Origin of the sequence: Rhodococcus sp. 15-649-2-2 (assembly GCF_002258645.1) — a bacterium.
Lineage (GTDB): Bacteria > Actinomycetota > Actinomycetes > Mycobacteriales > Mycobacteriaceae > Rhodococcoides.
In genome coordinates, this window is sequence record NZ_NPFM01000018.1 from 26,210 (window position 1) to 49,372 (window position 23,163).

The 23,163-nt window shown below is 64.1% G+C and carries 19 protein-coding genes; 12 read left to right on the forward strand and 7 right to left on the reverse strand.

Annotated features, from left to right (window positions below):
- Positions 1-54: 54 nt before the first annotated feature.
- Together CH305_RS10590 and CH305_RS10595 are read right to left on the reverse strand one after the other, a co-directional pair.
- A complete protein-coding gene (locus CH305_RS10590) occupies positions 55-1,386 on the reverse strand; it encodes an MCE family protein (protein WP_094609252.1) in 1,332 nt (443 codons plus the stop codon).
- A 121-nt stretch (positions 1,387-1,507) separates the two neighbouring features.
- On the reverse strand, positions 1,508-2,398 hold the full coding sequence (locus CH305_RS10595) for a LysR family transcriptional regulator (protein WP_094703654.1): 891 nt from the start codon (positions 2,396-2,398) through the stop codon (positions 1,508-1,510).
- A gap of 85 nt (positions 2,399-2,483) precedes the next feature.
- On the opposite strand from CH305_RS10595, the gene CH305_RS10600 reads away from it, so the two are divergent.
- From CH305_RS10600 to CH305_RS10625, 6 genes are all read left to right on the forward strand, one after another.
- Positions 2,484-3,386 carry a LysR family transcriptional regulator gene (locus tag CH305_RS10600; protein ID WP_179278260.1) on the forward strand — a complete coding sequence of 301 codons (903 nt, stop codon included), beginning with the start codon at positions 2,484-2,486 and terminating at the stop codon, positions 3,384-3,386.
- 226 nt (positions 3,387-3,612) lie between these two features.
- Complete coding sequence (locus CH305_RS10605; RefSeq protein ID WP_094703709.1) at positions 3,613-4,629, forward strand: polyprenyl synthetase family protein; 1,017 nt, start codon at positions 3,613-3,615, stop codon at positions 4,627-4,629.
- Positions 4,626-5,918: a hypothetical protein gene (locus CH305_RS10610; RefSeq protein WP_094703656.1), complete on the forward strand. Its 1,293-nt coding sequence runs from the start codon at positions 4,626-4,628 to the stop codon at positions 5,916-5,918. The genes CH305_RS10605 and CH305_RS10610 overlap by 4 nt, the downstream gene beginning before the upstream one ends.
- A complete protein-coding gene (locus CH305_RS10615; RefSeq protein WP_094703657.1) occupies positions 5,915-6,925 on the forward strand; it encodes a fatty acid desaturase in 1,011 nt (336 codons plus the stop codon). Before CH305_RS10610 ends, CH305_RS10615 begins: the two co-directional genes overlap by 4 nt.
- Positions 6,916-7,797 (forward strand): isoprenylcysteine carboxylmethyltransferase family protein, encoded by an 882-nt coding sequence (locus tag CH305_RS10620; RefSeq protein WP_094703658.1) that lies wholly within the window; start codon positions 6,916-6,918, stop codon positions 7,795-7,797. Before CH305_RS10615 ends, CH305_RS10620 begins: the two co-directional genes overlap by 10 nt.
- Positions 7,773-9,341, forward strand: coding sequence for an NAD(P)/FAD-dependent oxidoreductase (locus CH305_RS10625; protein WP_094703659.1), 1,569 nt, complete (start codon positions 7,773-7,775; stop codon positions 9,339-9,341). The genes CH305_RS10620 and CH305_RS10625 overlap by 25 nt, the downstream gene beginning before the upstream one ends.
- Here the strand turns inward: CH305_RS10625 and CH305_RS10630 are convergent.
- Positions 9,301-10,287, reverse strand: coding sequence for a sugar-binding transcriptional regulator (locus CH305_RS10630; RefSeq protein ID WP_094703710.1), 987 nt, complete (start codon positions 10,285-10,287; stop codon positions 9,301-9,303). The genes CH305_RS10625 and CH305_RS10630 overlap by 41 nt on opposite strands.
- A gap of 122 nt (positions 10,288-10,409) precedes the next feature.
- Between CH305_RS10630 and CH305_RS10635 the strand changes: the two genes are divergently transcribed.
- From CH305_RS10635 to CH305_RS10645, 3 genes are read left to right on the forward strand one after another with little or no spacing between them, the layout of a single operon-like run.
- On the forward strand, positions 10,410-11,264 hold the full coding sequence (locus tag CH305_RS10635) for an MIP/aquaporin family protein (RefSeq protein WP_032379865.1): 855 nt from the start codon (positions 10,410-10,412) through the stop codon (positions 11,262-11,264).
- Positions 11,261-12,778 (forward strand): glycerol kinase GlpK, encoded by a 1,518-nt coding sequence (gene glpK / locus CH305_RS10640; RefSeq protein ID WP_032379866.1) that lies wholly within the window; start codon positions 11,261-11,263, stop codon positions 12,776-12,778. The genes CH305_RS10635 and glpK overlap by 4 nt, the downstream gene beginning before the upstream one ends.
- A complete protein-coding gene (locus CH305_RS10645; RefSeq protein ID WP_094609197.1) occupies positions 12,775-14,481 on the forward strand; it encodes a glycerol-3-phosphate dehydrogenase/oxidase in 1,707 nt (568 codons plus the stop codon). The genes glpK and CH305_RS10645 overlap by 4 nt, the downstream gene beginning before the upstream one ends.
- Positions 14,482-14,483: 2 nt before the next feature.
- On the opposite strand, the gene CH305_RS10650 is transcribed toward CH305_RS10645, so the two are convergent.
- Positions 14,484-15,047 carry a TetR family transcriptional regulator gene (locus CH305_RS10650; RefSeq protein WP_032379868.1) on the reverse strand — a complete coding sequence of 188 codons (564 nt, stop codon included), beginning with the start codon at positions 15,045-15,047 and terminating at the stop codon, positions 14,484-14,486.
- Positions 15,048-15,169: 122 nt separating this feature from the next.
- On the opposite strand from CH305_RS10650, the gene CH305_RS10655 reads away from it, so the two are divergent.
- Positions 15,170-16,636 (forward strand): FAD-dependent oxidoreductase, encoded by a 1,467-nt coding sequence (locus CH305_RS10655; RefSeq protein WP_094703660.1) that lies wholly within the window; start codon positions 15,170-15,172, stop codon positions 16,634-16,636.
- On the opposite strand, the gene glgX is transcribed toward CH305_RS10655, so the two are convergent.
- Complete coding sequence (gene glgX / locus CH305_RS10660) at positions 16,567-18,609, reverse strand: glycogen debranching protein GlgX (RefSeq protein WP_094703661.1); 2,043 nt, start codon at positions 18,607-18,609, stop codon at positions 16,567-16,569. The genes CH305_RS10655 and glgX overlap by 70 nt on opposite strands.
- A 123-nt stretch (positions 18,610-18,732) precedes the next feature.
- Between glgX and CH305_RS10665 the strand changes: the two genes are divergently transcribed.
- Entirely contained in the window at positions 18,733-21,114 is a 2,382-nt protein-coding gene (locus CH305_RS10665; protein ID WP_094703662.1) for an ATP-binding protein, read from the forward strand.
- Here CH305_RS10665 and CH305_RS10670 read toward each other — a convergent pair.
- Both CH305_RS10670 and CH305_RS10675 read right to left on the reverse strand, forming a co-directional pair.
- Positions 21,108-21,488 carry a DUF5313 family protein gene (locus CH305_RS10670; RefSeq protein WP_037154862.1) on the reverse strand — a complete coding sequence of 127 codons (381 nt, stop codon included), beginning with the start codon at positions 21,486-21,488 and terminating at the stop codon, positions 21,108-21,110. The genes CH305_RS10665 and CH305_RS10670 overlap by 7 nt on opposite strands.
- Positions 21,485-21,937: a MarR family winged helix-turn-helix transcriptional regulator gene (locus CH305_RS10675; protein WP_094703663.1), complete on the reverse strand. Its 453-nt coding sequence runs from the start codon at positions 21,935-21,937 to the stop codon at positions 21,485-21,487. Before CH305_RS10675 ends, CH305_RS10670 begins: the two co-directional genes overlap by 4 nt.
- 242 nt (positions 21,938-22,179) lie before the next feature.
- Here CH305_RS10675 and CH305_RS10680 point away from each other — a divergent pair, with 242 nt between their 5' ends.
- Positions 22,180-23,157 (forward strand): alpha/beta hydrolase family protein, encoded by a 978-nt coding sequence (locus CH305_RS10680; protein WP_094703664.1) that lies wholly within the window; start codon positions 22,180-22,182, stop codon positions 23,155-23,157.
- Positions 23,158-23,163 lie beyond the last annotated feature (6 nt).

Here is a 23,163-nt window from a genome sequence, read left to right on the forward strand (position 1 = left end):
ATCGTTACCCGCCGCGCTCGTCGACGGGGTTGCGCACCATTCAATCAGTAGGGACTACTGGAAGGTGACCTGCGTTCCTCTGAGGGCGGGAGCTCCGACCGTCGTCGTCCAGGACGGCACTGCGTCGGGCTCGATTCCGGTGGCCCCGCCGTAGATGACCGCCAAGGTCTGCTGCTCGGTGACCGAGCCGGCGTACGAGGCGGGTACGGGGGAGAGCTGTGGTGCCGGGAGGACGGGAACGTTCTGTTCCCCGGGGTTCCTCGTCGGCACCTGGTACGAGCCGTCGTTCGGTGAACCGCCCGGATACTGGGGGAAATACTCGCCGGCATAGCGATCGAGGGACGAGTAGCAGCTCGGGCCTCGGGTCTGCTCGAACAGCCTCGGTTCGTCCTGGTTGGGCAGGTAACGCCCCTTCGGATTGACCAGGGGCATCGAAACGTTGATACCGGGATACTCGTCACCGTCGCCGAGCAGGACCTTGCCGCGCCTGGCGCCTTCGGCGAACTGTGAAACGGTGCAGCCGAGGGCCGGGGAGAACTCGGCGAACACCTCGAGCGCCTCGCGCGAATTCGCGGCCAGTCCGATGACGTCGGCGGAGTTGGCGTCGAGGAAATCTGCGGTCGTGCCCGCGGCCGAGGTGACCGAGGCGTAGAGCGTCTCGAGGGCCGGCCGCTTCTCGACGACGGTGTTGCCGGTGGTCCGCAGATTGTCGAGAGCATTGATCAACTCTGGGGCCGCATCGGAGTAGGTCTGCGAGAAGTCTGCGAGACCACGCAGATCCTGCTGGATTGCGGGAAGTTCGGTATTGAGCCCGGCGAAGATGTTCTCCAGGCGGTCGATGGTGAGGCCGAGTTCCTCGCCGCGACCGCTCAGACCCTGCGCCAACGCCCCGAGCGTGTTCGACAGGTCCTGCGGCGGCACGGCTTGGAGCAACGGCAACAGGCCGTCGAGCAGCTGTCCCACCTCGATGGCATTGCCGCTGCGATCCTGCTTCAGGACAGTGCCCTCACCGATCGGCGAGGCCGGTGCGCCGTCCGGGAGTATCAGCGATACGTAGCGTTCGCCGAACAGCGTCTTCGGGAGAAGCCGTGCGGTGGCGTTCGACGGAATCATCTCGGCCATGTCCGGCTGGATCGCCAACTCGGAGGTCACGACGCCATCGGTCGTCGTCGCCGATCGGACTTCGCCGACGATCATGCCGCGCACCTTGACATCGGCATTGCGGGGGAGCGCGTTGCCGACGCTGTCGGTCTCGAGGGAGACGGTCACGACGTCCTCGAATGTCTTGTTGTACGACGTGACGCTCCACCCGACGAACACCACGATGAGTACCACGAGGGCAATTCCGAGAAGCCGGTTCTGCAGCGGCGAGGGGGTGCCGGTCACGGGAAGCACGGATCGAGAGCGTCAACCATGCCGCGAACATTAGTGGTACATGACGTCACACTTACTACTGCACGACTGCTTGTGAGATGCACATATCACCGTCGGAAATATGAGATGCAGCTCACTCTCCGGTGGCGGACCGAGCCCAATCGATGAACTGGCGGGTTGCGGGGGATTGCTCGCCGGTCCTGTGCATCAAGGTGATGGAGTACGTCAGCGGCGGCGTCAGATCGATCGGCCGCAGATGGGCAAACGTGTCGAGTGGCATCGAACTCGGTACGAGTGCAGCACCCACGCCGGCATCCACCAGGCTCGGTATCGTCAGAACCGGCGTACCGGTCAGCACCGTGTGTGGTCGAGCGCCCGAGCGTCGAAGTCGTTCCAGCGCATGTGCACTGGTGGTCTCGACGACACCGGCGATGAAGGGGAACTCGCCCAACCAGTCGAGTCCGTGCCGATCGGTGATCCGGGCATTCGACTGCGTCCACGCCGCAGGGACGATCAGTGTCAACTCCTGGCGTCCGACGTGGATGCCGAGCAGATCGGGCGGAGTGGGAAGGCGCGGAATCAACGCCAGCTCGGCAGCACCTGATCGCAGAGATTCCATTGCTGCCGTAGCGGTCTCGACGCGTGCGATGTGCACATTCAGACGCGGTCGCCCTCGCGTCACCGACGCGATCATGGTCGGCAGAACGGGCCCGGTGTCATCGGCAGGAGTCGCCACCACTACTGCCCCCACTCGACCGAGGGCGGCGTCGACGGCAAGGGCGGCGAACAGGTCCAGATCATCGACGACGCGCCGGGCAGCGCGCACGATTTCCCGTCCCGCATCGGTCGGCACGAGTCGCATACCGCGCCGCTCGAAAACGGTTACGTGGGTCTGCTCCTCGAATCGGGCGAGAGCGCGCGAGACAGTGGACGGACTGAGTCCGAGTTCGATTGCCGCACCGCTCATCGAACCAGCGTCGGCGACCGCAACGCACTGTCGCAGTTGTCGTGAAGAAAGTTCCATCGCGTCCCGTCGATCGATGACACCGGAAGGAACCCGACGTACCCCCGTGATGCTGCAGCTCCACCGAAGTGTTCACACTGATGCCGTGAACGTCACCACTTCGATGCTCGAGTGCTTCGTGGCCATCGTCGACGAGCATGGACTCGGTAACGCGGCTCGTGCACTCGGGGTAAGCCAACCGACGGTGTCCGGCACCGTGCGAAGTCTCGAGACCGAACTGGGTGTCGAGTTGTTTCGCCGTGAGGCCAATACGTTGGTTCTGAGCCCCGAAGGTGCTGCCCTACTACCGCTTGCGCGTCGAACTGTACTCGACCATCGAGCGGCCGAGCGAGTGGTCGACGAACTCCGGACGACGAATCCTGGCGGCGCGGCACCGACTGTACGCATCGCACTGTCGGACCGTTCGACAACGCCGGAACTGATCGCGGCATTCGTCGCTGCACGACCCGGATCGAGAATCGACGTCGTGACGATCGCCGATCCTGCAGAAGCGCTGGCGCAGGTTCGGACGGGGCAGATCGACTGCGCGGTGGTTCCCGATTCCGACGCGCCCAGCGACCTCGTCCACGAACACTTGCCCGATGACGTTCGCGTGCTTGCACTTCCGCCCGGATCAGGACATGTCGGCACCCTCGACCAACTCGACGCGGCGGTTCCGTTGGCGGTGCTCGCGCCGACGCATCGTGTAGGCGTGGGGGTCGTCGACGCTCTGGCAGGGCTCGGCATCGTGGCGACAGTGGTGCTGAGCGGGGTGCCGCAGCAGGCACTGCCGGGACTCGTCGCCCACGGTATCGGCGCGGCGGTCATGAGTGAGTCGATGGCGCGTTCGGTAGCTGCCGCGGGTGGTTCGGTCGTCCCTTGGCCGGCGCCGCCGTCGGAGCGCACGAGGATTGTCTATTCTCCCAATTGGGTAGCACCGCTTATTAATTCGTCAATCGATCAACTTGATCGTGGCCAGTCAGTAGGTACAAAAACGAACCATTCGTGACCGTTTGTGCGTTTTGGCTATGGCTTTGCGTCATTCGGTTGCCTCGGCTGGCTGTCGGTGCCCTGTGTCACTTAATGTGGCGCGCAGCAGGATCAGGGGGCGATCGGCGGGGGAGTATTCATGGACGGAAGATTCCGGAGACAGGTGTGTTTCGATACGTACGCACGTCTGATATCTCTATCGAAAATGTTGCCTGACAACGCTCTACGTTCGAGTGGTGTTGTCGATGGTTGCTGATGCCATGGGTCTGGAATGGGCGTCTCCGGTCAAGCCGGATGTCATCGTCATCTCGGCGCAACTGCGCGACGTCGACGCCGCGATGAACCGTATTCTCCAGCCACACAGCACTTTTCGCTCGATCTATGATCATGTTCTCTCGATACCGGGAAAGCGTGTGCGTGCCGGGATGGTACTTGCGTGTGCGCAGCTCGCGCCGGGCGCTCATGCGGTGCCGCTGCACGACGCCGTCGATATCGCGGCGGCGGTCGAGATGCTGCACGAATCCTCTCTGATACACGACGACATCTGTGACGGGTCGGTACTTCGCCGCGACAACGATTCCATTGCAGCCGCATTCGGTGTTCGAGTGGCGGCGTACGCGGGCTTCCATCTGGCCGGAACCGCGCTGCGGGAAGTCGCGAGAGTGCTCGACGCCAACCCTTCGGTGTTCGCCCGAATCGGGCACGCCGTCGGTGTGACGTATCTCGATGAGCTGTCGGAGCTCTCGTACGGTCAGTTGATCGAGACCTTGCCGCCGGATCTCGACGACGATGCGCTCAGGAGGCACTACCGCGCGGTCGCGGGAGCCAAGACCGGGACGCTGTTCAGAGTCGCCTGCGCCTATGGCGGTACAGCAGGCGGAGTCGACGACGACGGACTGCGCAGTCTGATGAACTACGCAGATCATCTGGCATTGGCATTCCAGATCATGGACGACGTCCGCGACATCGAGGGCGGGCCGAACCTGGGTAAGGATGCCTGCGGAGATCTCGAACGCAGAGTGCCCACCTGGCCCGTGATCGAATGGCTGTGCACCGATGCCGAAGCGCGGACGATGTGGCTCGACGAATCGGTGTCCAGCCGTGACCTGCAGGCCGCATTGACGCACAGCGGAGCGATGGCCAGTGCCCGTGAGTTCGCCGATTCCGCGACGCGGCAGGCCTGCATCGCGACCGAGTGTTTCGTCGATTCGCCTGCGCGAGAGCACTTGCGCGCACTGGCTCGACGAGTCGTGCTCCGGTGAAGGCCAACCGTCTGCTGATACTGGCCCGCGGTGTTCGGGATCTTCGACGTGCAGTCGATCCGGCCGCGCTCGTGCGCGCAGGTTCGCCGGAAGAACTCGCCGAATCGGCCTTGATACCCGCCGCCCGAAATCTGGCCGTGGCAATCAACCTGTTGCCGGAGCTGCAGCGCGCCGAATCGACTGCGGCCGTGCTGGCCTGCCGAGTACTCGACGCCTACGAGGATCTCTACTCCGGTTCCGAGGGCGCGGCGACGACGGTGCTCTGGGCGGCCCGCTATCTGGTGGGCGAGAACCCGGTTCCGCCACCCCCGTTGCGCGCACGGATCCTGCGTGCGAGCGACGCGGTGGATTCGATTCTCGCCGAACGGATCACCGACGTGCGGGCGTTGGTCGGTCGGCTACCGGCCGCCGGGCGTACGCGGGTGCGGGAGTTGCTGATCGACGTTGCCACTGCGATGGCAGACAATCTCGACGTGCCGATGTCGCGGGTGACGTACGGCGAGAGAGTGCTCGGACGTGTGGTGGTCCATGCGTGCGCGGTGATCTGCGAGAACGATCAGGACGTCGGCAACGAGGACGTTGCCGAGCTGGCCCACTGTGTGGGAGCCGCGGCGCAACTGGCGAACGATCTCCGCGATCAGGAACTCGAGCTCTACCGAGTGGGTACCGGTGCCGAGTTGACGCACGAGATCGTATTGCGTTTGCTGACACCGGCACTCGGGGCGTTCGCTCTGTTGTCGCATCTCGGTCGGCGAATCCGGAGCAAGGGTGCTCGGGCGGCCGTCGCCTATATGTCGATCACCACGACCGCCTTCTTCTGCGGCGCGGTGGGAGTGCGAAGTCCGTATTCCAGGAGGCTGCGTCTGGTCGGCGCCCTGGTCGCGGCTACCGGTACCGGCCGATGGGAGGCCATGCTCGATCGCTTGCGTGAGTCGGTGGACACGACGGTCGAGTTCCTGCTCGACTCGTCGCCCCAGGGAAGTCGAGAGTCGCCGGACAACCTGTTTCCGCGCGTCGATGCGCACTCCCATGGCACCTCGATGGGGGCGATCGTCGTGGACTCGGCAATGGCGCTCGTCGACGGGCTGCCGACCGGAGCGATGCGTGGCGAGCTGCCCGACGATCAGATCCGCCGGATGATGATCGCCGACCACCTCGCGTTCGGATCGCTGGAGCGAATGCACCCCGGCGACAGCAACGCCATGCACCTTCTCGGCACTCGGTTTCAGACGGCTGCGATGTCCCGGATGGCACCGCATCTCCCACTCGATTCTGAAAGGCAACCATGACTGCGGTGACACCCCGGAACGAGACCGGTACGACCGGCGAGCCGAAAGATCCGATCAGCAGACGCCTCTTCCGTCTGGAGAATCCGGCGAATGTGGGCCCGCTCGTCCACATCGCGCTGTGGCTCGGGCTTCTTGCCTTCGGGCTGTTCGCACCGATCGCCCAGCGCTGGTACATCGCGATGCCTCTCGTGCTCGTCCTGACCCTGCTGAGCTTCTCCTTGACCATCGGGGTGATGCACATGCACACCCACCGCCCGCTGTTCGTCTCGCGCCGGGCCAATCGAGTGGTGGACATCCTGTGTTCCCTCCCTGCCTCCTTGACGGCGGCCGAGATGCGCGAGGTGCACGTGCTCAATCATCACCGATACAACGACGGCCCGGGAGACGTGACGTCCACCGAGGGTCGGGAGCACGGTCTGGGTGCCGTCGGATACTGGATCCGGTACGGCTCGATCGTCAAGATGCACACGGTCCGTGAGTTGTTCGCCACCGGGGTGTCGGACGGCAGACGTAAACGACGGCGTCAGTTCGTGTTCGATTGCGCTGTTGCACTGACCTTTATCGTCGGTACCTGGTACCTCGCCGGGACGGGTCCGTTCGTGGTGTTCTACTGGATCCCGTTCCTGATCACGCAGGTCAATTCCGGGTACTTCGCGTGGCTCACCCATGCCCCTGCCCGAGGCTTCGAGGACGACCCGAGCAAGTCGCTGAACACTGCCGGGAACTGGCTCAACTTCTTCATCTTCAATCAGGGGTATCACAGTGTGCACCATCGCTATCCCGGTGTGCACTGGAGTGTCATTCCGGACAAGCTCGTGTTCATGCGCGACGTGGAGCCGGAAGTCATCGTTCCGTACTGGATGACGATCCAGTCCGCATGGCGACTGGCAATCCCGGGCGCGTTCCTCGACGCGAAGTACGGTGAGCGTTGGAAAGCCAAGCTGGAGAGCAGGATAGAAGCAGGGACCGTACGGCCGCGAGTTCTGCGCTGGTTTGCATGGATCTGACTACCGGGCAGCAGGTTCGCGCGACGCTGAGCGATCGAGCTCGGCTGCTGCCCTTCCTCGTTGCCCTGATCGGGTACGTGATCGCCGGAATCACGGTTCCGTTGCTGTTGCTCTTCTCCGGCGGTCGGCTGCTACCCAAAACGGTCGACGACGGACCGCATCTGTCGCCGTGGGTTGCAATCCCCATCGATCTGGCGCTCATCGCGCTGTTCGGCCTGCAGCACTCGGGGATGGCCCGACCGTCGTTCAAGGCGTGGCTCACCCGGCGGGTACCCGAGGCGCTCGAACGCACCGTCTACATCTTCATGGTGAGCGCGGTGGTCTGGGTTCTCGTCCTGGCCTGGCAGCCCATCCCGTACCGGATCTGGTCGGTCGACGGTGCTGCCGGTCGTGGTCTCGACTCCGCCTTCTGGTTGGGCGTGGTTCTGGTCTACGCGGCAACCCTGTTGCTCGACCACTTTCACCTGCTGGGCCTGCGACAGGCCTACCGCGAGTACGTGATCCGGATTCCCGACGCCACCGCGGATAGATTGCAGGTCCACGGGCCGTATCGGTTGGTGCGTCACCCGTTGATGACCGGACTGCTGCTGACCTTCTGGGCTGCGAGCGAGATGACGGCCGGCCATTTGCTGTGGGCCGCCGGTCTCACCGGCTACATCCTGCTGGGGACTGCGCTCGAGGAACGGGACTTGCTGGCGAGGTTCGGCAGTTCGTACCGTGCCTACGCCGCTCGGGTACCGGCGTTCTTTCCGTCTCCGATGCGCGCGCTACGCCGAACGGCACCACGTGCCGCGACCGGGCGATCCGAAGACACCATTCGACGCACTACCGAAAGTGACTCCACACCATGGTCGTCCACGACACCGAAGTAACTGGTCCGCACCTGTCCGATTCTGCGCCGACCCCTGTGCGAGAGGTCGAGGTTGCGGTGATCGGCGGAGGTGTGGGCGGGATCGGGCTCGCAGTGGCACTGCGCAGGCGGGGTATCGAGGACTTCGTCGTGCTCGAGCGCGGCAACGACTTCGGTGGAACCTGGCGCGACAACACGTATCCGGGTGCCGCGTGCGATGTTCCCTCGCATCTGTATTCGTTCTCGTTCGATCACAACCCGAACTGGTCGCAATCGTTCTCGACGCAGCCGGAGATCCAGGACTACATTCTCGGCGTCGCCGAGCGGCACGACATTCGAGAGAAGTTCTCCTTCGATCACGAACTGATCGCAGCCGATTGGGACGAATCGACGTCGCGCTGGGTGCTGGCCACAACCCGCGGACCGATCAGTGCGAAGGTAGTCGTCTCGGCCATGGGTGCACTGTGCGAGCCGAACATGCCCGACATCGAGGGGCTCGACCGTTTCGACGGCCCCGTCTTCCACTCGGCGCAGTGGGACCACACCATCGACCTCGCACACAAACGGGTGGCGGTGATCGGTACCGGAGCATCGGCCATTCAGATCGTTCCCGCAATTGCGAGCACGGTCGCTCATCTCGACGTATTTCAGCGGACGGCACCGTGGATCTTCCCGAGGCTGCTCCGAAAGTACAGCACGCTCGAGAGGTTTGCCTTTCGTCGAGTTCCCGGTCTCACCAGTGCCTTTCGGTCGATTCTCTATCTGCTGCGAGAGATCTACGCGATCGTGCTCATCAAGTTTCCCCCGGCGACCGTCGGCCTCGGACTGATCGCGGCGGTCAAGATGAGGATCGAGGTTCGAGACCGCGCCCTGCGAGCTCGGGTCACTCCCGAATATCGTGTCGGATGCCAGCGGATGTTGTCCTCGAACGAATACTATCCGGCCCTCGGTCGCGAGAACGTCGATGTCGTCACCTCCGGAATTGCCGGCGTGCAGAAGGATTCGATCGTGACGGCCGACGGCACTGTGTGTCCGGTCGATGCGATCGTGGTGGCCACCGGCTTTCGCATCACCGACTCGCCGGCGTTCGATCTCTTTCGCGGCCGGGCCGGTCGAACGTTGGCCGAGTTGTATGCGGAACGGGGAGTTTCGGCGTACAAGGGCACCGCCGTAGCCGGGTTCCCGAACATGTTCGTCATCCTCGGGCCGAATTCCGGGCTGGGCTACTCCTCGGCCATCTACATGATCGAGTCGCAGATCGAGTACATAGTCGACGCGGTAGCCGCTGTGCAGGATCAGCAGATTGCCAGCGTCGAGGTGCGTCCGGAGGTGCAGGAACGCTACAACAGCGATCTCCAGCGCAAGATGAGCAAGAGTGTCTGGGTGACCGGTGGATGTCGAAGTTGGTTCCTGGACAGCACCGGGCGAAACGTGGCGCTGTGGCCCGATTTCAGCTTTCGATTCCGAAAGCAGTTACGCACATTCGACATCGAGTCCTATGACGTCGTACAGCGCGCCGAATCACTCACGGCCGGCGTGAGCGCAGCACCAGGTTCGCTGCGCTGATGTCGTCGATCACCAGATCGGTGATCAGACCACCGCGCAGGGCCGCGGTGAGGGCGTCGAGTTTGGATTCCCCGGCCACGATCGCGACCCGGCGCGGAACGGCTTTGAGTCGGTCGAGGCTCGGCCCGCTGGATCTGTGGTTCAACGCGATGCGGTCGTAACTGCCGTCGGAGCGTAGGAACACGGTGGCGATGTCGCCGACCACGCCGTCACGTCGGAGTTCGGCACCGTCCTCGGGTTCGAGGTAGCCGGCGCTGTACACGTGGCTCGGCACGGCTCCGCTCATGACGCCGATGCTGAACACGGCCAGGTTCATCCGATCCTGCAGCTCGAGTACTCGCTTGATGCTGCGTTCACGCCACAGATGTCGGCGGGTCTCGGGGTAATCGAAGAATGCCGGGACCGGAAAACCCTGTGCCACAGCGCCGTAGGCGTCGGCAAAAGTTCTGATGATGTCGGTTGCGTAGGAGACTCCGGTGGTGCGGGTGTTGGCCGCTCCGTTGAGCTGCACGACGGTCGAGTTGTGGGTTCTCTTGGGTGCCAGCTTGCGGCTGACGGCGCTGACTGTGGTTCCCCAGGCAACGCCCATCACCATGTCGGACTCGAAGAACGATGTCAGCAATCGACCGGCGAACGTCGCGACGCGATCGAGGCGCTGCAATTCGTCCACCGTCTCCGAGACCGGGACGACGTGTGCACGGATGTCGTACAGGTCGGCGAATGCGCGCTCGATCCGCGGTGCCTGCCCGAGCGGTGTGGAGATCTTGATCTCCACCAGTCCCGACGCCCGCGCGAAGGTGATCAGTCGTGAGACTGTCGAACGAGAGACTCCCAGCTCACGGCCGATTGCCGCCATCGTCATGTCCTGGAAGTAGTACAGCCGGGCGGCCTGGGTGGCGTGGCCGGTCCGCAGGTCGGATTCGGGAGTGATGCCGGGGTCCGTCACCGGCACCAGTGTACGACCGAATTGCACATATGTGCATCAGCTGTGCAACGCAGTGCAGGGCGTCTACCGTGGCAAACAGCACGCAATGTGGCGTGCATCACCAACTTTGCGGAGGCTACACAATGGCTCGTAAGGAACCGGAATGGGGACTGCCGGCGCACATGGCTGCCGAGTTCGCCGGAACCATGATTCTCATTCTGTTCGGCGTCGGCGTCGTCGCGCAGGTCGTCTCGGGGGGTGAATCGGGAAGTCTCGGAGACCACGACTCGATTGCCTGGGCGTGGGGGCTGGGCGTGATGTTCGGCATCTACGTTGCGGGTCGCATCACCGGCGCGCACCTCAACCCTGCGGTGACGATCACCTTCGCACTCTTCCGCGGATTCAGCTGGAAGATGGTTGCGCCGTACATCCTCGCGCAGACCGCAGGCGCCTTCGTGGCCGCGCTGCTGGTGCGCTGGAACTACAACGACATGATCAATGCGGTGGACCCGGGACACACCACGGCCACCCAGACGATCTTCTCGACCCTCCCCGGTAACGGCACTCTGCCGGTCAGCGTGTCCTCGGCGCTGATCGATCAGATCATCGGCACCGCGATCCTGCTGTTCCTCATCGTGGCCGTGACCGATTCGCTCGGCACCGCACCCATGGCCAACATGGCTCCACTGATCGTCGGTCTCATCGTCGTCGCCATCGGCTTCGCCTGGGCCACCAACGCTGGATACGCGATCAATCCGGCCCGAGATTTCGGACCTCGCCTGGCGTCGTACATCACCGGATACGGTGGAGCGTGGCGTGATCAATACGGCGGCCTGTACTTCTGGGTCCCGATCGTCGGACCTCTCGTAGGCGGACCGATAGGAGTGTTCCTGTACGACCTGCTGATCGGAAAGAACCTACGCAAGCAAGAAGGTTCGACGCCCGAGCCGCCATCACGACTCCCAGCCGACACCCAGACCACAGGAGAAAAGCCATGAGCGAGTTCGCAGGAAAGTACGTCGCCGCGATCGATCAGGGAACCACGTCCTCACGCTGCATGATCTTCGATCACGCGGGCACCGTCGTCGCCGTCGATCAGAAGGAACACAAGCAGATCTTTCCTCAGGCCGGCTGGGTCGAGCACGATGCGTCGGAAATTTGGGACAACGTGCGCGCCGTCGCGGCCGGTGCCATGGCCGCAGCGGACCTGACGCGCGAGGACATCGCCGCAGTCGGCATCACCAACCAGCGTGAGACGGCGCTGGTGTGGGAACGCGAGACGGGCAAGCCGATCTACAACGCCATCGTCTGGCAGGACACCCGCACCGATCGCATCGCCACCGCGCTCGGCGGCGGCGACGCCAACAAGTACACCGCCAAGACCGGACTGCCCTTGGCCACCTACTTCTCCGGCCCGAAGATCAAGTGGATCCTCGACAACGTCGACGGTGCACGGGCGAAAGCCGAAGCGGGAGAACTGTGTTTCGGCAACATGGACACCTGGGTGCTGTGGAACATGACCGGTGGCACCGACGGCGGATTGCACTACACCGATCCGACCAACGCCTCACGCACCCTGCTGATGGATCTCGACACCCTGCAGTGGGACGAGAGCATCTGCGCGGACATGGACATCCCGATGTCGATGATGCCCGAGATCCGCTCGAGCTCCGAGGTGTACGGCACCGGCCGCGAGCGCGGACCGTTCCGTGGAGTGCCGATCGCAGGCATTCTGGGCGATCAGCAGGCGGCGACGTTCGGCCAGGCCTGCCTGTCTCCCGGTGAGGCCAAGAACACTTACGGCACAGGAAATTTCGTGCTGCTCAACACCGGTACCGAAAAGGTCATGAGCAAGAACGGACTGCTGACCACGGTCTGCTACAAGATCGGCGACCAGCCGACGGTGTACGCGCTCGAAGGTTCCATCGCCGTGACGGGCTCGCTCGTGCAGTGGCTGCGTGACAACCTCGGCATGATCTCCTCCGCCGCGGACATCGAGACCGATGCACGCTCGGTGGACGACAACGGCGGCGCGTACTTCGTGCCCGCGTTCTCCGGACTCTTCGCTCCGCACTGGCGCGCGGATGCCCGCGGTGCCATCGTGGGATTGACGCGGTTCGTCAACAAGGGGCATCTGGCCCGCGCCGTACTCGAAGCCACCGCATATCAGACACGTGAGGTGATCGAGGCGATGAACGCCGACTCCGGTGTCGATCTCGAGGTACTCAAGGTCGACGGCGGAATGGTCGTCAACGAACTGCTGATGCAGTTCCAGTCCGACATCTTGAACGTGGATGTGGTGCGTCCCGTCGTGGCCGAAACCACTGCTCTCGGAGCGGCATACGCGGCCGGCCTCGCCGTCGGGTACTGGGAGAGCGAAGACGACATCCGCCAGAACTGGGCCGAGGACAAGACATGGACCCCGTCCATGGACGAAGACCAGCGGGCGAAGTTGTACGCCGGCTGGAAGAAGGCAGTAACACGTACTCTCGATTGGGTTGATGAAGAATGAGTTCCACCACAACGGCTTTGAGTCCGCAGTCGCGCACGGATGCGCTGGCGAGGATGGAGTCGGAAGAGCTCGACATCCTGGTGATCGGCGGCGGCGTCGTCGGCGCGGGAACAGCATTGGACGCGGTGACTCGCGGATTGAAGGTGGGCCTGCTCGAAGCGCGGGACTACGCGGCCGGCACGTCCAGCCGCTCCAGCAAGCTGTTCCACGGCGGTTTGCGCTACCTCGAGCAGTTCAACTTCGCGTTGGTGTTCGAGGCGCTGAAGGAGCGTTCGCTGGTACTGAACAAACTCTGCCCGCACCTCGCTCGCCCGGTGCCGTTCATCTATCCGCTGGAGAAGGTGATCGACCGTCCGTACGTTGGGCTCGGCATCGGCGTCTACGACGTCATGGGTGCCGGACGCGGCGTCCCGAGCCACCACAAGCACCTCGGCAAGAAGAAGACGCTCGAGTCCTTCCCGTCCGGTAAGCGTTCGGCGATCCGCGGTGCGGTGAAGTTCTACGAGGGCCAGGTCGACGACGCGCGGCACACGATGATGCTTGCCCGTACCGCAGCGGCCTACGGCGCGTTGTGCGCCAACAGCACTCGCGTCACCGGCTTCCTTCGGGAGGACGACAAGGTTGTCGGCGTCGTGGCCAGCGACCTCGAAACGGGCCGCTCCTTCGAGGTACGGGCCAAGCAGGTCATCAACGCGGCGGGTGTCTGGACCGACGAGGTGCAGCAGATGGTCGGTGGGCGTGGACAATTCCAGGTTCGCGCATCCAAGGGTGTGCACCTGGTGGTGCCGCGCAATCGCATCAACAGTGCCACCGGCATCATCACGCGAACCGAGAAGAGTCTGCTGTTCGTCATCCCGTGGGGCAGTCACTGGATCATCGGGACAACCGATACCGACTGGAAGCTCGATCTGGCTCACCCGGCCGCGAGCCAGAGCGACATCGACTACATCCTCGGCCATGTGAACAAGTTGCTGGCGGATCCGCTGGACCGGACCGACGTCGTCGGGGTCTACGCGGGACTGCGTCCGTTGCTGTTCGGCGAATCCGATTCCACCAGCACCCTTTCCCGGGAACACGCGGTGTCCAGTCCGGTACGCGGGCTGACGGTCATCGCGGGTGGCAAGTACACCACCTACCGAGTGATGGCCAAGGATGCAGTCGATTCCGCGGTACACGGACTCGAGCGCACAGTGCCGAAGTGTGTCACCGAAGACATCCCGTTGGTCGGTGCCGACGGCTACCTGGGTGCGTTCAACTCCCGCGCTCTCACGGCCGAACGCACCGGGATGCGCGTCTCACGCGTCGAGCATCTGCTGGGTCGGTACGGCACTCTGATGGGTGAGTTGTTGGATCTCATCGACGCCGATCCTGAGCTCGGCAAGCCTCTCGAGAGTGCGCCGGAGTACCTCAAGGTCGAGGCCGTCTATGCCGCGAGTCATGAAGGCGCGCGGCACCTCGAAGATATTCTGACGCGTCGTACTCGCATCTCCATCGAGGTTCCCGATCGTGGTGAAGCGGCCGCCGACGAGGTGGCCCGGCTCGTGGCACCTATCCTGGGATGGGACGACCAGCACGTTGCCGAGGAGATCGAGCACTATCGGCTTCGTGTTCTGGCAGAACGGGATTCGCAGCAGCAACCCGATGACGACACTGCCGATGCAGCCCGACTCGGGGCACCGGACGTGCGTGCCGGGGTGAGCTGACCTTATCGGTCGAGTGGTTCGGTGAGGTAGCGCCGCAGCGTCGGCCCTACCCACCGGACCAACTGCTCGTGGCTCATCCCTGCCAGTGGCGACACCTGGAGGATGTAGCGAGCGAATACCAGGCCGAGTACCTGGGTTCCGACGAGCGCAGCGCGTTCTGCGTGCCGGTCGACCGTGACGGCGGCCAGGGCAGGCGCTACCTGCGTGGCGAACACCTGTTGCATGGCCGCGGCGGCGGCGGCGTTGGTGGCGGCCGCGCGCATCAAGGCAAGGAATGTGCCGTCCTCCTCCCAGATCTGAAAGAACCTGGGCATCAACACTTCTGCAATTCTCTCGGGTGCGATGTCGGTCAGATCCGGAATGTCGAGTACGAATGTGGCGGCTTCGGCGAACAGCGCTTCCTTGGTTCCGAAATACCGGACGACCATGGCCGCGTCGACGCCTGCAGTGCCGGCGACGGACCGCATGGTGGTGCGGTCGTAGCCGTCGGCCGCGAATTGTGCGCGGGCTGCGTCAAGGATGCGAGCCCGGGTGGCGGTCGCGGATCGAGGTTGTCGTTCGGTCATCTCCGTAGCCTAAGTCAACGACCGTTGACCACTGCGCTCGACGGGTCTATCGTCGGAAGTCAACAAGCGTTGACCAAGAATTCGCTGACCCAGGAATTCGCTGACCACAGTGGGAGTACGTCATGAACCATTCGGACGTGATCGTCGTCGGTGCAGGTCCGGCGGGCTGCATGCTGGCGGGGGAGCTCGCGCGTGCCGGCCGCTCTGTGACGGTGCTCGAGAAACACGATGCACCGTCACCGCTGTCGCGAGCTTTCGGAGTGCACGCCCGCACGCTGGAGGTTCTCGACAGTCGTGGTCTGGCCGAGGACCTGCTCTCCACCGGAGCGCACGCGTCGGGACTGAAACTCTGGAACGGGCTGTCCCTCGACCTCGGCGTACTACCGTCGCAGTTTCCGTATCTGCTGGTCACGCCACAGACCAACGTCGACTCTCGACTCGAGGATTACGCGCGGGCATCCGGTGTGCGGATTCTGCGCGGGGTGACGGTCACCGGCCTCGAACAGGACGCCGACGGAGTCGTGGTGCGTGGGAGGGCGGCCGACGGCAGCGCGCAGGAATGGACGGCGTCGTATGCGGCCGGCACCGACGGAGTGCACAGTATCGTCCGCGCGTCGATAGGACTCGACTTCCCGGGCAAGGAATTGCTGCGGTCGATCATGCTCGCGGATGTCCGGTTGACCGATCCGCCCAACGGTCTGATCAACATCGGCGCAGGCAAGGACTGCTTTGCGTTCGTGGCGCCCTTCGGCGACGGGTGGTTCCGAGTGATCGCCTGCGACCGTACCGACACGGCAGATGTAGCTGCATCGGTCGACGAGACGCGGCTTCGCGACGTGGTGCGCCGTGCGATCGGAACCGACTACGGCTGGACCGACGTGCGATGGAGTTCGCGCTTCTCCTGCGACGAGAGGCAAGTCCGGAGCTACCGAGTGGGCCGGGTATTCCTGGCCGGCGATGCTGCGCACGTACATTCGCCTGCCGGGGGACAGGGCATGAACACCGGAATCCAGGACGCGATGAACCTCGGCTGGAAGCTGGCTGCCGTCCTCGGAGGTGCCGACCAGAAGATCCTAGACACCTATCACGACGAGCGGCATCCCGTGGGAAAGCTGGTGCTGCGCAGTAGCGGCGCGACGATCCGCATGTTGCTGCTGCGCTCGGTGGTGGCGCAGAAGCTACGCAACATCGTGTCCGCACGGGTGCTTCGTAGGCAACGTGCGGTCGGCAAGATCGCGGGGATGTTCTCGGGGGTGGGGATTTCGTACGCGCGCACCCGAGGTGAACATGCCCTGGTGGGGACCCGAGCCGTACGGATCCCGCTGAACCAGGGCACGGTCACCGACCGGCTTCGTGCGCACGACTTTCTGCTGATCGGTGAGAGCGACTGCAGCGCAGCAGGTATCGCTCGTCGCACCGATGGGGGCCCAGCCGTCCTCGTCCGGCCCGACGGCTACATCGCGTGGGCCGGACGCTCCGAATCGGAGGAGTGGCAACAGGTTCTCGAACGATGGACCGGTCAGCCCTGCAGCAACGTGAACGAGTGCTCACGAATCAGGATCGACGGACCGCCCGCCTCGTACGCCTGATCGGGGTCGCTCGAGGTCGACTGAGCCCACTTCCCTTCCGGCAGAGTGAATTCGACGGGTGACGGAGAAGCATTCACCATCCAGGCGAACGACGCATCTCCCTCGCCGCCGCGCATGAGAACCAGAATGCTGTGCGCGTTGCCGTCGGTCCAGTCGTCGTCGGAGAGCTTTTCGCCGTCCGCGCGGTAGAAGTTGACGGTGTCGGGTCCGGCCCCCTCCTCGTCGGAATCGCTGTCGTGACGGAACCACGTGGGACGCAGAGCCGGGTGCTCGTCACGTAGCGCGATCAGATGCGTCGTGAAGTCGATGAGCTCCTGATCGGCTGCGCTCCAGTCGAACCAGGAGACCTCGTTGTCCTGGCAGTAGGCATTGTTGTTGCCGTTCTGCGTCCGGCCCAGCTCGTCGCCACCGAGGATCATCGGCACTCCGGCCGACAGCAGCAGCGTCGCCAAGTGGTTGCGCTGCTGCCGAGCGCGCAGTGCATTGACACCCTCGTCGTCGGTGGGTCCCTCGGCACCGCAACCCCACGAGCGGTTGTCGGACTCGCCGTCCTGACTGTCCTCGCCGTTCTCCTCGTTGTGCTTGTCGTCGTAGGAGTTCAGGTCCGCCAACGTGAAGCCGTCGTGTGCGGTGATGAAGTTGACGCTCGCCAACGTGGGGCGCCGGGTGCTCTCGTAGACGTCGGGGCTGCCGGTGACGCGTTGCGCCAGTGCCGGGAGCGCGCCGCTCTCACCGCGCCAGAAGTCTCGAACGTCGTCACGGAACTTGCCGTTCCACTCCGACCAGCGAGCCGGGAAGCCGCCGACCTGGTAGCCCTGGGTGTCCCACGGCTCGGCGATGAGTTTGACCGGAGCGAGCGTCGGGTCCTGATGCACGAGGCTCAGGAAAGCGCTGTGCACGTCCAGATCCGAGTCCTGACGGGTCAGTGTGCTCGCGAGGTCGAACCGGAAGCCGTCGACGTGCATTTCCGTCACCCAGTACCGCAGCGAGTCCAGGATCAGCGCCAGCGCAGCGGGGTGACCGACGTTGAGGCTGTTGCCGGTGCCGGTGGTGTCGTAGTAAGCACTCCGGTCGTCGTCGACCAATCGGTAGTGCGAGCCGTTGTCGATTCCCTTGAGCGAGAGGGTCGGTCCGAGATGGTTGCCCTCTGCGGTGTGGTTGTAGACGACGTCGAGAATGACCTCGATGTCGTTGTCGTGCATGGCTTTGACCAGTGCCTTGAACTCGTCCACCTGGCCGCCGGTGTCGCCGCTGCTGCTGTACTCGTTGTGGGGTGCGAAGAAGCCGATGGAGTTGTATCCCCAGTAGTTGCGTCGCCCCTCTTCGAGCAGATGCGAATCCTGGACGAACTGGTGAATCGGCAGCAGCTCCACTGCCGTGACCCCGATACGCTTCAAGTGCGCAATAGCGGCGGGGTGGGCCAAACCGGCGTACGTTCCCCGAATGTCCTCGGGCACATCGGGATTGGTTGCGGTGAAACCCTTGACGTGTACCTCGTAGACGACCGTCTTGTCCAACGGTGTGCGCGGCGACTCGTCACCGGACCAATCGAAATTCGACTGCACCGCAACGGAATATGGCATGTACGGAGCTGAGTCCTCGTCGTTGCGGGTCTCCGGCTCGGCGTGCAGGTGGCTGAACACCGATTCGTTCCAGTCGACCTGACCGGTGATAGCGGTGGCATACGGATCGAGCAGCAGCTTCGCCGCATTGTGCCGCAGGCCCGAGGCGGGATCCCACGGGCCGTCGACCCGCAGTCCGTAGCGGGCCCCCGGCGTCACATCGGGAACCAGATCGTGAAAGACATGACCGGTGCGAAGTGTCAACGGCGTTGTACTGCGCTCTGTTCCGTCGTCGTTCAGGACGACCACGGACACCGAGTCCGCGGTTTCGGAGTAGACGGCAAGGTTGGCACCGTCGTTCGACAGACGCGAGACGCCCAAGGGGTACGGGAGACTTGATGAGGAGGGCATGCACGGCCCAGTACCCCCGCGGCGGGTGCGCGAAACGCCTGCATACCGGTCGTTCGGCTACTATAGACGCCGAGATCGCGCCCGCCGGGTTCCAGCGGAACGCAGGTTACGAAGGACGAGGCGATGAATTCCCCACAACCCGATGGCAGTCCGGCCCAGCTGGAGGAGCTGTTCCCGGGTGACAACGCCACCGACGCGCGTTTTCGTGAGCTGGATTGGACGGCGACCGATCTGGGGCCGGTGGAGAGTTGGCCGCAGGAGTTGGTGACGGCCGTGCGCACCGTCCTGCCGTCGACGATTCCGATGCTGATCTGGTGGGGTCCCCACCTGGTGCAGATCTTCAACCACTCCTACACGAACTTTCTCGGCGACAAGTTTCCGCAGGCCGCAGGTCAGCGGGCCAGCGAAAGCTGGTCCGAGATGTGGGACTACGTCGGGGGACTGTGTGCGCAGGTGGTGGACGGCCGCGAGCCCGTGCACGGTGTTCGCCAGCTGTTCGTCATGGAGCGGTACGGCTACCCCGAAGAGACGTACTGGACCTTCTCGTACAGCCCGATCTTCGGACCGGGCGGCACGGTGCTGGGTGTGTTCGTTGCCACGACGGAGGTGACGATGCAGGTGCTCGGCGAGCGGCGCATGCATGCGCTCCTCGCCCTCGGGTCGCTGACCGGCGACGATACCGGTGGCCCCGTCGGCATCTGCCGCGCCGCAGTGGATGCGCTGGGTAACGAAGCACGCGAATTCCCTCTGGTGGCGGCGTACCTGCGACGTGATCTTGCCGACGACGGAGAACTCGAGCACATCGCGACCGCGGGTGCACTCGGCTGCGAGGCCGCTACCTGGGACCTCGCCGACGTCGTCGAGGTCTCGGACGGACGGATCACTCGCGCGACCGTCGACGTGGACGGAACGGTCGAGAATGCGGTGATCGTTCCGCTGACGCTGGCCGGACACGCTCGACCCATCGGTGCTTTGCTGGTCGGAGTCGATGCATTTCGGGCCCGCGACGATTCTGCAACCTCGTTCTTCGTCGCAGTGGCCGAGCGCGTGTCCACGGCTTTGACCGCTTCGCACGCTTTCGAGATGGAACGGCGTCGCGTCGCGGCGCTGGCCGAGGCCGACGAGGCCAAGACTCGACTGCTCGAGAACGTGGGACACGAGTTCAGGACTCCGCTCACGCTCTTGGCCGGCCCGCTGGACGCCGTGCGCGAGAGCACCACGTCGATCCTGACCGACTCCGACCGCGACTCCCTCGACGTCGTCCACCGTGCGTCGACTCGGCTCCGCCGTCTCGTCGACGATCTGCTGGACGTCGTCAGCGCCGACGCCGGCCGGCTGCGCGCCCGTCTCGAGCCCACCGACCTGGCCGCGGTGACGCGTGACTGTGCGTCGATGTTCGCGGCGGTCGTGTCGAAGCAGGGCCTCGAGCTCGTGGTCGACGCGGCCGAGGACGTGGTTGTTCTCACCGACGGAGAGATGTGGGCGAAGGTCGTCTTCAACCTGGTCGCCAACGCCGTCAAGTACACCCCGTCCGGCCGCATCTCCGTTCGCCTCGGTGCCGACCCGGACGCGATTCGCTTGGTGGTCGCAGACACCGGCCTCGGCATTCCCGAAGACGATCTGCCCCGAATATTCGATCGGTTCCACCGTGTCGAACGGTCCGGTGCTCACAGCATCGAGGGGTCCGGGATCGGACTCGCGCTCGTGTCGGATCTGGTCACGGTCCTGGACGGACGGATCGACGTCGACAGCCGGGTGGGCGTCGGTAGTACCTTCACCGTGGTGGTACCTCGACTGCCCGTCGAGTCGATCGCGGGCGTCGAGAGACCGATCCTGGCCGTGGATTCGGTGTCCGCGATCTTCGCACCGCACGAACCGGCAACGGTCACCACCGACCGTGCAGACGTTCTGCTCGTCGAAGACAACATCGACATGCGCAACTATCTCGTCCGGCTGCTCACCGACGAAGGATGGACCATCACCACCGCAGGTGATGTCGAGACCGCGCTCGATCGCGCGCGTTCGACGACACCGGGACTGGTGCTCACCGACGTCATGCTGCCCGGACGCAGCGGACTGGATCTGGTGGACGACATCCGCCGCGACGACGCCCTGCGGCGAGTACCGGTGATCCTGCTGACTGCACGGGCGGGAACCGACTTCGTGCTCGGCGGCCTCGGGCGCGGTGCCGACGACTACGTCGTCAAACCGTTCCACGACCGCGAGCTCGTGGCCCGAGTTCGGGTGCACCTCGAACTGTCCCGCATGCGCGAGCAATTGCTCGAAGAAAGCGACAACCAGGCCGCGACACTACGCAGCGCCCTCGACACCCGCGCGGCCATCGGCCGTGCCGTCGGAATTCTGATGTCGGTGTACCGCATCGACGCCGACGCGGCCTTCGCGCAACTGACCGAACTGTCGCAGAACACCAACCGCAAAACCCGTGACCTGGCAACCATGATCGCCGACGACTTCACCGCTGGGCTCAGCCGCGAGGGTCAGTGATTGCGGCGGTAGTTCTCGCGCTCGCGTTGCATTTCGGCCATTTTCTTCTCACTCTTCAAATCTGCCGGTAGCCCATGGATTTCGAGGCGACGGGCGCGGTTCTGGTCCATGTAGGCGGCGGTGTAGAACAGCGCGAGCAGCAGACTGAGCAACACCATCGACGCGCGTAGCCAGATCGCTCCGGGGAAGAAGACGAAGAATCCGATGAAGATCGGCAGGAACGGAATCATCGACCGCAGGATGTGACGCGGCGTCGCACCCGGCCCGACGAGGTCGCGTCGAACCCAATCCTGCAGGGAGTCGGGTAGTTTGCGGCCGAGGACGGCGTAGCCCAGCCATTGGCCGAAGGACGGTCGGTTCCGGTTCGTGTTCATGACAGTGCTCCTGCTGCGATGGCCGCGTCGTTGACACGGGTGAGGACGCGTCGAAGATCGTCCAGTTCGGTCAGTGACGCGCCGAGCTTCTGCACGACGGCGGGCGGGATCTTCTCTGCTCTCGTTCTCAGTGCGGTCCCAGCCGGGGTGAGCGCGATCAGCAGGACGCGTTCGTCCTCGGGGCTGCGCTTGCGGGACAGCAGCCCCATCGATTCCAGACGCTTGAGGAGCGGTGAAAGCGTGGGCGAGTCGAGCTGCAACGCCGATCCGATGGCTTTGACCGACATCGGCGACTCGCCCCACAGTGCCAGCATCACCAGATATTGGGGATGCGTCAGCCCCATCGGCTCGAGCAGTGGCCGATACACCGACAGCACAGCGCGGTTGGCGACGGCGAGCGCAAAACAGACTTGCCGATCGAGTGCGAGTGGATCGTCGGTGGTGGTCACAACGACCAGGCTAGCAGATCAGTTAGTGCACTAATTGTTAGTGCACTAATAAGTTCGCTCGAATCGAGTTGTGTGTCCGAAAAACGCTGCAAAACAGGGAAAGTGCTTTGATGGATGACCGGTGACAGAGTCTCGGTCGGTCCCGTTCGACCAACTTCGTCCTCGACGTACTATCCCGTCCGAACTTGTGCGATGCTCCGTGTCGATTCGCTGTTTCCCTCGAGATTTCCCGGAGGATCGCCATGCGTCGTCGACGCATCTTCACCCCGTTCATCGTCGTTGCAGCGATGTCGTTGTCCTCGATCGGCGTGGCTGTCGCCGCTCCGGCCGACTCCGCTGCTCGCATCGTCGACACCGCGATTGCGTCCGACACCCTGCGCACGCTGAGCGTGGACTCGCCTGCCATGGGCGGAATCGTCGAGGTGCAGGTGTTGACTCCGGCCGTGAAGACCGGATCGCGCCCGACGCTGTACATGCTCAGCGGCATCGGTGAAGAGGATCCGCACAACAGTATGTGGCTGCGCAAAGGTGGAGCCGCCGAATTCTTCGCAGACAAGAATGTCAACGTGGTCCTGCCGCTGGCAGGCCCCGGCAGCTTCTACACGGACTGGCAGCGCGACGATCCGAAGCTCGGCCGGTACCAATGGGAGACGTTCCTGACGAAGGAACTTCCGCCGTTGATCGACGCAGCAGTGGATGGCAACGGACGCAACGCGATCGCGGGGCTGTCGATGGGTGCTCAATCGGCCATGATGCTGGCCGCACGTAACCCGGATGTCTACTCCGGGGTGGCGTCGTACAGCGGGTGCTTCGCGTCCTCGGAGCCGCTGGGCCAGGCGAGTATTCGGGCGATCGTCGGAGCCTTCGGTGGAAATGCCGACAACATGTGGGGCGGGCCCCTCGATCCTGCCTGGGCGGAGCACGATTCGGTCGTCAATGCAGAGAGTCTGCGCGGCACCGACGTATACGTGTCGGTGGGAACCGGAGCGCCGGGCCCGCACGAAAGTTTCGACAGCGCAGCAGCATTGGATGTCGTGGTGGTCGGCGGTCTCATCGAGGTGGGCGCGAACTACTGCACCCACCGACTTGCGGACCGACTCGGCCAGTTGAACATCCCGGCGACATTCGACTTCACCGAGACCGGAACCCACTCGTGGCCGTACTGGGTGGACCAGCTGCCCAAGAGTTGGCCGACGCTGGCAGGCTCTCTCGGGATCTGAGTTCGC

Coding starts and splice junctions, on each gene's coding strand:
- CH305_RS10670 (WP_037154862.1), bottom strand. CDS start 21,488: ATGAACACGAACCGGAACCGACCGTCCTTCGGCCAATGGCTGGGCTAC.
- glgX (WP_094703661.1), bottom strand. CDS start 18,609: ATGCCCTCCTCATCAAGTCTCCCGTACCCCTTGGGCGTCTCGCGTCTG.
- CH305_RS10635 (WP_032379865.1), top strand. CDS start 10,410: ATGGCTCGTAAGGAACCGGAATGGGGACTGCCGGCGCACATGGCTGCC.
- CH305_RS10650 (WP_032379868.1), bottom strand. CDS start 15,047: ATGACCGAACGACAACCTCGATCCGCGACCGCCACCCGGGCTCGCATC.
- CH305_RS10680 (WP_094703664.1), top strand. CDS start 22,180: ATGCGTCGTCGACGCATCTTCACCCCGTTCATCGTCGTTGCAGCGATG.
- CH305_RS10605 (WP_094703709.1), top strand. CDS start 3,613: ATGGTTGCTGATGCCATGGGTCTGGAATGGGCGTCTCCGGTCAAGCCG.
- CH305_RS10665 (WP_094703662.1), top strand. CDS start 18,733: ATGAATTCCCCACAACCCGATGGCAGTCCGGCCCAGCTGGAGGAGCTG.
- CH305_RS10595 (WP_094703654.1), bottom strand. CDS start 2,398: ATGGAACTTTCTTCACGACAACTGCGACAGTGCGTTGCGGTCGCCGAC.
- CH305_RS10615 (WP_094703657.1), top strand. CDS start 5,915: ATGACTGCGGTGACACCCCGGAACGAGACCGGTACGACCGGCGAGCCG.
- glpK (WP_032379866.1), top strand. CDS start 11,261: ATGAGCGAGTTCGCAGGAAAGTACGTCGCCGCGATCGATCAGGGAACC.
- CH305_RS10645 (WP_094609197.1), top strand. CDS start 12,775: ATGAGTTCCACCACAACGGCTTTGAGTCCGCAGTCGCGCACGGATGCG.
- CH305_RS10655 (WP_094703660.1), top strand. CDS start 15,170: ATGAACCATTCGGACGTGATCGTCGTCGGTGCAGGTCCGGCGGGCTGC.
- CH305_RS10620 (WP_094703658.1), top strand. CDS start 6,916: ATGGATCTGACTACCGGGCAGCAGGTTCGCGCGACGCTGAGCGATCGA.
- CH305_RS10625 (WP_094703659.1), top strand. CDS start 7,773: ATGGTCGTCCACGACACCGAAGTAACTGGTCCGCACCTGTCCGATTCT.